This is a genomic window from Gracilibacillus halotolerans (assembly GCF_014206945.1).
Lineage (GTDB): Bacteria > Bacillota > Bacilli > Bacillales > Amphibacillaceae > Gracilibacillus > Gracilibacillus halotolerans.
In genome coordinates this window covers 51429-64099 of sequence record NZ_JACHON010000011.1, presented here as the reverse complement: position 1 = coordinate 64099, position 12671 = coordinate 51429, and the positions used below count along the sequence as shown (strand labels likewise).

At 36.6% G+C, this 12671-nt stretch carries 9 protein-coding genes; all 9 read right to left on the bottom strand.

Annotation, left to right across the window (positions count from 1 at the left end; genetic code table 11):
• Nucleotides 1-62: 62 nt before the first annotated feature.
• Nucleotides 63-1391: a D-alanyl-D-alanine carboxypeptidase family protein gene (locus GGQ92_RS10915; protein ID WP_184248501.1), complete on the bottom strand. Its 1329-nt coding sequence runs from the start codon at nt 1389-1391 to the stop codon at nt 63-65.
• A 182-nt stretch (nt 1392-1573) separates the two neighbouring features.
• Nucleotides 1574-3049 (bottom strand): IMP dehydrogenase, encoded by a 1476-nt coding sequence (gene guaB / locus GGQ92_RS10910; protein WP_184248498.1) that lies wholly within the window; start codon nt 3047-3049, stop codon nt 1574-1576.
• 540 nt (nt 3050-3589) lie between these two features.
• The gene (locus tag GGQ92_RS10905) at nt 3590-4669 is read right to left on the bottom strand and encodes an HD-GYP domain-containing protein (protein WP_343068815.1); all 1080 of its coding nucleotides are present in this window, start codon (nt 4667-4669) and stop codon (nt 3590-3592) included.
• 24 nt (nt 4670-4693) lie between these two features.
• Nucleotides 4694-7195, bottom strand: a complete 2502-nt coding sequence (gyrA, locus tag GGQ92_RS10900) for a DNA gyrase subunit A (protein WP_184248492.1) — start codon at nt 7193-7195, stop codon at nt 4694-4696.
• Nucleotides 7196-7346: 151 nt separating this feature from the next.
• Nucleotides 7347-9272: a DNA topoisomerase (ATP-hydrolyzing) subunit B gene (gene gyrB / locus GGQ92_RS10895; protein ID WP_184248574.1), complete on the bottom strand. Its 1926-nt coding sequence runs from the start codon at nt 9270-9272 to the stop codon at nt 7347-7349.
• 51 nt (nt 9273-9323) lie between these two features.
• Entirely contained in the window at nt 9324-9608 is a 285-nt protein-coding gene (gene remB / locus GGQ92_RS10890) for an extracellular matrix regulator RemB (RefSeq protein ID WP_184248489.1), read from the bottom strand.
• Nucleotides 9609-9622: 14 nt separating this feature from the next.
• Entirely contained in the window at nt 9623-10735 is a 1113-nt protein-coding gene (gene recF, locus GGQ92_RS10885) for a DNA replication/repair protein RecF (RefSeq protein ID WP_184248486.1), read from the bottom strand.
• A gap of 18 nt (nt 10736-10753) precedes the next feature.
• Entirely contained in the window at nt 10754-10984 is a 231-nt protein-coding gene (gene yaaA / locus GGQ92_RS10880) for a S4 domain-containing protein YaaA (protein ID WP_184248483.1), read from the bottom strand.
• 455 nt (nt 10985-11439) lie between these two features.
• On the bottom strand, nt 11440-12582 hold the full coding sequence (dnaN, locus tag GGQ92_RS10875) for a DNA polymerase III subunit beta (RefSeq protein WP_184248481.1): 1143 nt from the start codon (nt 12580-12582) through the stop codon (nt 11440-11442).
• Nucleotides 12583-12671: the final 89 nt, after the last annotated feature.

Here is a 12671-nt window from a genome sequence, read left to right as displayed (position 1 = left end):
TAACGTTCGTGTTCTCCATTATAAACGATACATGACCGAATAGCCAAGTACTTTTGTAGGTATTAACTGAACAATCCTTTAAAAAAATCTGCAATAGAGGAAAAAATACTACTGAAAAATCCGCCAATTGCTTTTAATGTAAGCATAAACCAGTTATCTTTTTCTACAGCACTTGTAGTCACTATATCGACTGTCTGTGTTTCTTGGTTGCCTTGGATGTAACCCGTATTAGAATCTCCAGTATACTGAAGCATTGCCACACCTACTTTTTCTCCCTTTTCAATCGGTGCAACAAGGTTTCCATCTTCATCTAATTTTGATTCATCAATTTGGTATTCAACATGATATAAATCTTCTTCACCTGTACGAATCATCGTAGAAAAAGGTGCTTGTGTTGCGATTTCTACCGTTTTTTCCTTCCCTTTATTTACCGGAATTTCTGAATCATCTTCTAATTGAAATCCAGCAGGAAATAATTCTTTTTGTTCAAATTGGCTAAAACCAAATTCCATCAATTTTTTCGTTTCAATAAAACGTGAAGGTTCACTATCTGTTTTCATAACAACCGTAATAATACGCTGATCACCTTGTTTTGCTGTACCCGTGAAACAATATCCAGCAGCACTTGTATATCCTGTCTTCAGTCCTTCTACGCCCTCGTATCCATAGATAGAACGATCATCATCCTCTCCCCAAGGAAGCATCCAATTCCAATTTTCTAGAGTTCGATTATCTAGCTCTCCTAAAGTCTTACTCGTAAATTCTAATACTTCAGGATAGTCTTTTAATAAATGATAAGCGAGTAAAGCCGACGATCTTGCCGATAATAAATTATCATCGTCAGGAGCTGTACCTTCCGGATAATTCTCTCCTAGGTCTTCGTTAGCTAAACCTGTTGAGTTTACGAATTTGAACTCAGGGAGTCCCATTTCTTCTCCCTTTTCATTCATCATTTTTACAAATTCCGACTCTGAACCAGCTATTAATTCAGCTAGCGCAATCGTTGTTCCATTATCAGAATAGATAGCCATTGCCTCAAATAGCTCTCGCACCGTATAATCTTTGTCCTGAGTTAAACCGATACCAGATGAGCTGCTATCTCCTGAAATACTGTATGAATAATCACTTATTTGAGTTGGGGTTTCCCATGTTATTTTACCTTCTGCAATAGCCTCTAACACTAAGTATTCTGTCATCATTTTTGTCATGCTCGCAGGTGGAAGCTTTAAGTCTGAGTTTTTTTCGTATAAAATCTTCCCTGTATTACCATCCACAATTATTGCCGACTCTGCTTCCACATTAAATGCAGTCTCTGCTTGTACAGTCGATAGTGGAGCATAGAACATAATTATTGTTAAAGCAGACAGAATACCTATCATTAACTTTTTCATCTTTTGTCACCTTTCTTGCCTTTGCTGATTTATTTGCACTCCAATATTTTATCATAGCCTAGTAATTAAGAAAACTAGCTTAGAGGATTTATTAGTTTTATTTACTCACTTTAGATTACTTTTGATAACAGAAATGCTTGGTGGGTACTAAACTCCACCAAGCATTATTTCCACTATTTTCTTCAATTAGAAATAGAATAGTTTGGTGCTTCTTTTGTAATTTGCACATCGTGTGGATGGCTTTCTCTTAAACCTGCACCAGTCATTCGTATAAATGCCGCATCTTTTCTTAAATTCTCAATTGTTGCTGCTCCGCAATATCCCATTCCAGAACGCAAACCGCCAATTAACTGATGAATCGTATCCGATAAAGGTCCTTTATATGCTACGCGGCCTTCGATTCCTTCTGGCACTAATTTTTTAGCGTCTTGTGAATCTTGGAAGTAACGATCGTTCGATCCAGCTTTCATCGACGTTACTGAACCCATTCCTCGATATACTTTGTAACGGCGTCCTTGGAATATTTCTGTCTCGCCTGGGCTTTCCGATACTCCAGCAAATAAGCTACCTAACATAACAGCGTGTGCGCCTGCAGCAATTGCTTTTACAATGTCCCCTGAATACTTAATTCCACCATCTGCAATTACCGGGACATTATATTTAGAAGCTTCCTTCGCACATTCATTAACTGCAGTAATTTGAGGTACTCCTACACCTGCGACCACTCTAGTTGTACAAATAGATCCAGGTCCGATACCAACTTTTACGATATTGGCACCAGCCTCAATCAATGCTCTTGTTCCTTCAGCTGTAGCAACATTTCCAGCTACAATCGTAAGCTTAGGATATTCCGCTCTAATTTTCTTCACTTGTTCGATGACACCTTGCGAATGACCATGAGCTGTATCTAGAACTACAAGGTCAACGCCTGCTTCTACTAACTTAGCAAGTCTAGCCATCGTATCAGCAGAAATTCCTACTGCCGCACCTACAAGTAGACGGCCTTGGCTATCTTTTGCCGAATTAGGAAATTCAATTACTTTTTCAATATCTTTAATCGTAATTAGACCTTTTAATATATTCTTGTCATCAACTAATGGAAGCTTTTCTATCTTATGCTTTTGTAGAATCTTACTCGCTTCCTCTAGGGTAGTTCCAACAGGAGCAGTAACTAAGTTTTTACTCGTCATGACCTCTGATATTTTTATAGAGTAATCTTCAATAAAACGAAGGTCTCTATTCGTAAGAATTCCAACTAACTGTTGCTCTTTTTCATTGTTTACAATAGGAACCCCTGAAATTCGGAATTTAGACATTAGGTGCTCGGCGTCGAAAACCTGATGGTCAGGTGATAAGAAAAATGGATTGGTAATAACACCACTTTCCGAACGCTTTACCCGATCTACATTTTCAGCCTGCTCTTCAATAGACATGTTCTTGTGAATGATACCCATTCCACCTTGTCTTGCCATCGCAATTGCCATTTTTGCTTCGGTAACTGTGTCCATTCCTGCACTGAAAAAAGGAATATTCAACGTAATATCGTCTGTCAATTTAGTTTGTACCGACACTTCTCTAGGTAATACATTAGATTCAGCTGGTAATAATAAAACATCATCAAATGTTAAACCTTCTCTTGTAAATTTATCTTCTCTCATTAGAAATGGAGCCTCCTTTAACGTTCTTAATATAATCAACCGCCTGTAACTATTGTTATTTACAATACGACATGTCTACTTGATTTTCAAGCATTATTTTATTGAAAAATCTATGTGACATTTTTAATTGCTATTATGTCAACATTGTAAGAGTTTACATAGGGTCTCTACAATTTGGTTATATAAATATATCTTATAAAAAGGTGTTGAATATACGATTGCCTAACTACACAATTTTTAATCTACATATACAACTCTAACCAGTTCTCATAGTATATTCCCTGTATTAGGGAGATCAACAAAAAGTTGGAATGTTAATTACGTAGTCAAAATACGTAGACTCATGCAGGAACAGCACGAGCAGAAAATCACCCATTACGAACGGCTGTGAGTGATGGGAAGTTGAGGCCGTGCCTGCTGAAAGCGAAGTGTTTTGACGAAGCAATTATAAAAACGTAGGAACCGAACTAATTCTAACGAATCGTTCAGTTCCTACTATAGATAAAACATTTCAGTCTCAGACTATTCTAGTTCACACTATTAAGTTAATATATTTTCAATATAAAGAGTTTTTTTCTCATTAAGATTAATAATTTCATTGTTATCAAGTCGAACCATTGGACGTGTTGGGTTATCACTGTGGATATATACCACGTGCGCTCTATCACCATTCGATAAGACGACTTCAGAACCAATAGAATAATTAATAAATGCTTCAACAAATACATTTAAAGTCGTGTAATCGTACTTTTGGTGTTTTACGCTTAACATCTCTTCCATTACCTTAAAAGGTGATTTCTTTGGCTTATACGCTCTTTCCGATGTCATTGCATGATATGTATCCACGATCGCTATAATTTTAGCGTATGGGTGGATTTTATCAGCTTTCACACCAAGAGGGTATCCACTACCATCCAATCGTTCATGGTGTTGCAAGATCGCTAATTTTGCTGCTTTCGTTAATGCAGTAATGTTTTCTACTAATTGATAGGAATACGTAGGATGCTTTTTCATCTCTTTAAATTCTTGAATCGTTAATTCAGTACCTTTAATTAACCAATTTGGGTTGAGCCGGGACATTCCGCTATCCGCTAACACCCCGGCTAGTCCAATTTGGAACCAGTCTATATCATGTTCCATCTTTTTGGCTAAATAAGCAGATAAAAGTGATACTGATACAGCATGATGATAAATATAATCACGCGCTGTCGCATATTTATAAAGAATAAATAAATCAGGCGGGTATTGCGTCAGGCTATGAAAGAGAGGAGAAACCATCTTGCGAACATCTCCAAGATCAATCGGTGTTCCTCCTTGCCAAGACTTAAACATCTTTTTATATTGCTCTACTGTTCGAACATAGATTGTTTCAAACTCCTCTGGTTCCTCTACAGTAGTTTTTTTGGTAGACTGCTTGTCCTTCACTTTATATGGTTGTGGCTTAAACGTTAAACCAGTAACCATTCGCTCTTTAACATCCATTTGTTCAATGCCAAAGTGTACCAATGCCTCTATGTGTTGGTTTTCTATGACTGTCTCGGCCTTTACAATTGGATTACCTGACATCCCCAAAATGGTCTTTTGCACAATACATCCTGGAACTAGTTGCTTTGGATGCACCTTCAACCGGACCACATCCTTCTTTTATTTTTCTGATGACTCTTCTTCTCCCATTGTTTCCTCTACATTGCTCTCTACATCTGCTTCTACTTCTTCTTCCGCTTCTACTTTGGCTACAGTTGCTACAAACTCATCATCTTGTAAGCGAATGAGTCTTACACCTTGTGTATTTCTACCCGTTACGGAAATATCTTTAACAGCCATTCTGATCAATACACCTGCTACGGTCATAATCATAATATCTTCTTCACCTGCTACCGTCTTTAAGGCAACTACTTTCCCTGTTTTATCCGTTATATTACAAGTAAAGATACCTTTTCCGCCTCTTCTCGTAATACGGTATTCATCAATTGGAGTTTGTTTACCATAACCATTCTCGGTAACATTCAATACATAATCATTTTCTTCAATTATTTCCATTGATACTACTTCATCATCATCACGTAAAGAAATACCTTTTACTCCTGCCGCAGTTCGACCCATTGCTCTTATTTCATGCTCTTCAAAACGAATAGCGTATCCGTTTCTAGTACCCATGAGTATGTGTTTGGAACCATTCGTCAATCGTACAGAGATTAATTCATCGTCTTCACGTAAATGAAGCGCAATTAATCCTCCTCTTCGAATATTAGCAAATTGAGCTAATGACGTACGTTTCGCAATACCACGCTTTGTTGTAAAGAATAAATACCAATCTTCCTGGTACTCACTTACAGGGATAATGGCGTTGATCCACTCACCTTTATCAATTTCAAGCATATTAATAATCGGTATCCCTTTTGCTGTACGATTAAATTCTGGCACCTCATACCCTTTTGCTCGGTATACTTTCCCTTTGTTAGAGAAGAATAATACCGTATCATGCGTAGAACAGGATATTAGATGTTCTACGAAGTCATCTTCATTTGTCCCCATACCTTGTATTCCTCTTCCACCACGTCTTTGCGAGCGATACGTAGAAGCTGGAAGACGTTTTACATAACCTTTATGAGTGAGTGAAATGACAATATTCTCTTCAGGGATAAGATCCTCATCCTCGATGAAGTCTACACCACCTGCAACGATTTCAGTACGTCTTTCATCGCTAAAACGTTCTTTAATTTCCGATAATTCATCGTTTATAATCTCTAAAATCTTACCTTCATCACTCAAGATAGCTTTTAATTCTTCGATATGAGCGATTAGTTCATTGTACTCTTCTTCAATCTTTTCTCTTTCTAGTCCTGTTAAACGTTGCAAACGCATATCGAGAATTGCTTGTGCTTGTTTTTCTGAGAGTTTAAACTCAGACATTAAGCCCTGTCTAGCTATCTCTGTTGTTTGAGATTGGCGAATTAACTGAATAATCGCATCAATATGATCTAAAGCAATACGTAAACCCTCTAAAATATGAGCACGTGCTTCTGCTTTTTCTAGTTCATATTGTGTTCTACGGATAATAACTTCCTTTTGATGCTCCAAATAGTACTCTAAACATTGCTTAAGATTTAATACTTTTGGTTGGCCATCAACTAATGCCAGCATATTAATACCGAAAGATGTTTGTAAGGAAGTTAGCTTGAACAAATTGTTTAGTAAAACATTTGCATTTGCATCACGACGCAATTCAATAACAATTCGCATACCATTACGATCCGATTCATCTCGTAAATCTGTAATTCCTTCGATTCGCTTATCCCGAGCAAGCTCAGCAATCTTTTCGATAAGCTTTGCTTTGTTCACTTGATACGGTAATTCCGTAACAAGAATACGTGATTTCCCGTTCGCCATCTCTTCAATTTCCGTTTTTGCACGGATGGTAATTGAGCCTCTTCCAGTTTCATAAGCACGACGGATGCCACTTTTACCTAAAATAAGTCCTGCAGTTGGAAAATCTGGGCCTTGAATATAATCTTCCATCAACTCTGTAATTGTAATTTCTGGATCTCGAGCAATAGCTTGAATCGCGTCAATCGTTTCTCCTAAATGATGTGGCGGGATATTTGTTGCCATCCCAACCGCAATACCTGAAGCCCCGTTTACAAGTAGATTAGGAAAACGTGCGGGAAGCACACGTGGTTCTCGTTCCGACCCATCGTAGTTATCCGTATAATCGATTGTATTTTTTTGAATATCCCTTAAAAGCTCCATTGCTATTTTGGACATTCTCGCTTCGGTATAACGCATCGCAGCAGGCGGATCCCCATCAACCGATCCAAAGTTACCATGTCCATCAACAAGCATATAGCGAAAACTGAAATCTTGCGCCATACGGACCATCGCCTCATAAACTGCAGAGTCACCATGTGGGTGATACTTACCAATTACATCCCCAACGATACGTGCAGATTTCTTATATGCTTTGTCCGCTGTCATTCCTTGCTCATTCAGTGCAAATAATATTCGGCGATGTACAGGCTTTAATCCATCTCTTACATCAGGTATAGCACGAGAAACAATTACACTCATCGCATAGTCGAGAAAAGAAGTTCGCATTTCTTTCCCTATACTTATTTCTTTCACTTGTGGACGTTTACTATCCGCCATAAATTATGACCTCCTATATCCTATGAAGGAAAAAGACCTACTAATGAGACTATCACCATTAGTATATAAAAGTTAACTAGCGCCAAAAGATTGGCGCTGGTGATAATCTTAGTTGCTCTTATCAATTTCTTTCCCATTGGCATTTCTATTATTAAACATCAAGATTTTTTACATAGACAGCATTTTCTTGAATGAAATTACGTCTAGGCTCTACTTTATCTCCCATAAGCATATCAAAAATATTATCTGCTTCTATTGCATCCTTTAATTGTACTTGTAGTAATGTACGTTGATCAGGATCCATCGTTGTATCCCAAAGCTGGTCTGCGTTCATTTCCCCTAAACCTTTATATCTCTGAATACCTGGCTTAGGTTGTTTTGGTAGTTGTTCTAATATTTCATCTAATTCCTCATCACTATACGTATAATGAATCGCCTTTCCTTGCTTCACCTGGTATAAAGGTGGTTGTGCAATGTAAATATAGCCATATTCTATTAATGGGCGCATATACCGGAAGAAGAACGTTAATAATAGAGTTCGGATATGTGCTCCATCGACATCAGCGTCTGTCATAATCACAACTTTATGATAGCGAGCCTTCGTAATATCAAATTCTTCTCCTATCCCAGTCCCTAACGCTGTAATCATTGAACGAATTTCTTGGTTAGATAGGATACGATCTAAACGTGCTTTTTCAACGTTTAATATTTTCCCTCGTAACGGTAGAATCGCTTGAAAATGTCGATCCCTTCCTTGCTTTGCAGATCCTCCTGCAGAGTCACCCTCCACAATATAAAGCTCACTAATTTTTGCATCTCTAGAGGAACAATCTGCTAGCTTACCCGGAAGATTAGATATTTCTAAAGCGCCTTTTCTTCTCGTTAACTCACGGGCCTTTTTCGCTGCCATTCGTGCTCTTGAAGCCATTAATCCTTTATTTACAATAATCTTTGCTGTATCAGGATTTTCCATAAGAAACTGCATGAATGATTCACTAAAAGCAGAATCTGTAATGGTACGTGCTTCACTATTTCCTAATTTCGTTTTCGTTTGGCCCTCAAATTGAGGATCTGGGTGTTTAACTGAGACGATAACCGTTAAACCTTCACGCACATCATCACCAGTAAGGTTTTGGTCATTTTCTCTAATTAAATTTATCTTTCTTGCATAGTCATTGATTACACGTGTTAGTCCTGTTTTAAATCCAGACTCATGGGTACCACCCTCGTGAGTATGGATATTATTTGCGTAAGATAAAATATTGCTAGTAAATCCATCATTATACTGAAGAGCTATTTCTACCTGGATTCCGTCTTGCTCTTTATCCGCATAAAAAGGTTCATGAAGAACTTCTTTGTTTCGATTTAAATGCTCTACAAAAGACTTAATTCCACCTTCATAGAAAAATTTTTCAGGTTCCTTATCATCGCGTTTATCTGTGATAGTAATCCCTAGGCCTCTGTTTAAAAATGCCAGCTCACGTAAACGGTTCGCTAATGTTTCGTAATCATATTCTGTTGTCTCGGTGAAAATTTCTGGATCCGGAACGAAGTGGATTCGCGTACCAGTTATATCCGTTTCTCCCGCTTCTTTTAATTCCGTTGTTACGGCACCTCTCTCAAAACTAATGTAATAAATTTTGCCATCACGATGGACATAAATTTCCATCTTCTTCGACAACGCATTTACTACAGAAGCACCTACACCGTGTAGTCCTCCAGAAACTTTGTATCCGCCGCCGCCAAACTTACCACCAGCATGCAATACAGTCATAATTGTTTCTACTGCTGGACGACCAGTTTTTTCGTGCATACCGACTGGAATTCCTCGACCGTTATCTGTAACCGTAATACTGTTATCTTCTTCAATAATGACATTAATATGGTCACAATAACCTGCTAATGCCTCATCAATACTATTATCAACAATTTCCCATACTAGATGGTGTAATCCTCTTTCACTTGTTGAGCCAATATACATTCCCGGTCTTTTTCTTACGGCTTCCAAACCTTCTAAAACTTGTATTTGATCTGCTTCGTATGATCCTTCACCGTGAATTTTCTCTTCCAATGTCATCTTCATCACCTACACATTCTATTATTAGACACTGCAATGCTACACAACCAGTTATTCATCTATTGGCTCTGTATAATCATCTAACCTACTAATTGTCGATAGGACACTTGATCTTTTACGTAATGTTAAAACAGACAGTGGACTATAATATACTCTATCTGCTGTGAATACGACCGATTTGGTTAATGATTCATCTGTAACAATGACATTTTCTTTCTCATCTAAGGCTAATAAAAGCTCGTCATTTATGGTAGAGGAACTTACCAAACTATAATCAATTATTGCTATTACCTCGTCAGAAGAAATTACATGTTCTTCTCCAACGTGTATAAACATGTTATCCCTACTTTTTAGTTGACTATTTTTCCATCATCTACTTGGAGAATTTCTGCTTTTTCTAATGTATGGTGCCGAATCCCGTCTACACTTGTTGTCGTTACAAAGGTTTGAACTTTCCCTTCAATCGTATCAAGTAACTGTGATTGTCGATAATCGTCTAATTCACTTAATACATCATCAAGTAACAAAACAGGATATTCTCCAATTTCCTTGTAGATTAATTCAATCTCTGCAAGCTTTAAAGACAATGCTGTAGTACGCTGTTGTCCTTGTGAACCATATGTTTGTACATTTTTTCCATTTACATAAAACAATAAATCATCCCGATGCGGTCCGTAGAGAGTTGTACCTCTTTCAATCTCTTTTTGCATCGATTGATGAAACGTTTCACTATATTGTGCAGCAATCTTTTCCTGACTGTCACTATTTAATACGTCAATGCTAGACTGGTACTGAACTTCAAGCTGCTCAAGGTTACGACTAATCCCTATATGAATTTCATTCGCCCATTTATTTAATCGCTCAAGAAACGTAAACCTTCGTTCTACAATAATACTAGCATGTTCAATTAATTGATCCGTGAGTACGTGTAGAAGTGTATGATCTGAGGTTTTACGTAATTGTAGCTGTTTCAGCATATGATTTCGTTGTTTTAGTATTTTTACATATTGAGCCAAATGATAAAGGTAAATTGGCTGTATTTGGCCAATTTCCATATCTATAAATCGCCTACGAGTTTGAGGACTCCCTTTTACCAAGCTGAGATCCTCAGGTGAAAACATGACAATATTAAGAGCTCCAATGTAATCACTCAATCTTCTTTGTTCAAGGTGATTTACTTTCGCTCTCTTCCCTTTATTTGATATAACGATTTCTAGAGGTAAGCTGGCATTTTTTTTCTGCACTCTACCTTCTATTTTACCATAGTTTTTGTCCCATTGGATTAATTCTTTATCTTTAGACGTTCGATGCGATTTAGAGAATGCTAAAACATAGATGGATTCCATTAAATTCGTTTTTCCTTGTGCATTCTCTCCGATAATCACATTAATTTTGTCGTCAAACGATATATCAAGCTGTGAATAGTTTCGATAGTTTTCTAATGTTAATTGTTGTACATACATTCAAATTTCCTTTCGAATTTAATCGAATGATTGGGATTCTGTTACGATAAAGGTCCCAACATCTTCTATAACAACTTCATCTCCTGGATAAAGCTTGCGTCCGCGTCTTGTCTCATGTTCTCCGTTTACAATTACTCCTTGCTCCTGCAAGAAGCTCTTGATCATTCCACCAGATTCAAAGATATTAGCTAATTTAATAAATTGACCAAGTCGGATAAATTCTGTTTGGATGGAAACTTCTTCTTTCAATTACGTCACCCTTTGCTATAGATTCATTCTCAGTATAGCCCTTCTATCTATTTTACTAAACATTTTGTAATTAGAAAAGCAGAGTGAGGATTGGGTACGATAAAGTTTATTCGTTTAGAGTGGATATTTTAAAATTATAGTTGCCATTTAGGAGAATAAATTCACTTAAAATAGGCGCGGAATAAAAAAACCGAACAATTATACAAAAGCAAACACTACCTTTGACTCAGTCCGGACTTTTTAATGTGGTAACAATTATAAAGTTTGGTAAAGGCCGCTATCTCTTCGCCTTCTTTAAAAAGAGGCTAAAGTAATGCTTTAACTTCGCAATAGTAAAGCATTACTCTAGCTTATCTAATCTAGGTTAATGAAATTTCATAAACCTTCTGAAAGTTTATACACATGTGGATAACTTATTTTTTTTACAGCCTATCATGTACAGTGTGGACAATTCACTAATAGGTTCTAACAGGTAAAATTAATTGAAGAATATCGTCAGAATCCATTGGCTTAATAATAAATGGTCTCATTGCTCCAGTAAATTCTATTTTCACTTGTTCAGAATCCATTATTTTTAATGCATCTAACATATATTTAGAGCTGAAAGAAATCTTTAAGTCTTCTCCTTCAATATTTTCAACAGTAACTTCTTCCTCTACCTTACCAATTTCAGGAGAATTACTTGAAACTTCAATTTTTGAATTAGGGGACGTTTCAAGTCGAATAACATTATTGTGATTATCTTTTGCTAATAAAGATGCACGATCTACTGCTGATTGGATATTTTTCTTGTTAACTAAGATAGTAGTTTTACTTTCTTCTGGAATAAGTCGCGATGTTTCTGGATATCTTCCGTCTAATAATCTTGATAAGAAATAAAGATTCTCTGTTTGAAATGCAATTTGATTAGACGCAATTGAAACTTCTACTTTCTTTTCCGAATCATCTAATATTTTGTTTAATTCATTAAGACTCTTACCAGGTACAACTACTTGTTCAAATGGGAATTCCTCCAAACCCTTTTCAACTGGAATCCTACTTGTTGCAAGTCTATGACTATCTGTAGCAATGAACTGAATATAGTTATTTTCAGCTTTAATATTAACACCAGTTAAAATAGGTCTCGTTTCAGAAGTGGAAACAGCAAATACAGTTTGGCGAATCATCGTTTTTATTAGTTCATTAGGTAATTCAAAAGATACTTCACTTTTAATTTGAGCTACATGTGGATATTCCTCTGCAGTTTGTCCATTTAAATCAAATTCTGCAGAGCCAGATTTTATTGTCATTAGTAAATTTTCATCTACAGTTATTTCCACTGTTTCTGAAGGTAATTTTCGAATAACATCTGGAAAATACTTTGCGTGAGCTACAATAGCTCCTGGTTCTAATTCATCTATGTATTGGATACCTTCTTCTTCAACAGGAATAAATGATTGGATGGTAATATCTGAATCACTACCTGTTAAAGTAATTCCATTTGTTGTTACATCGATTTTCAAGCCTTCTAAAATTGGAATAGCTGTTTTTGATGAAATGGCTTTTGTAACATGTTGAATACTTTCTAGTAATTTATTGCGGTTAATGATAACTTTCATAATTGTCCTCCTTGAGGAATATATATTAATTATTATTAATAAAAGATAGTAATAATAGTAATAGGCCCTGTGAATATGTGGATAACTCA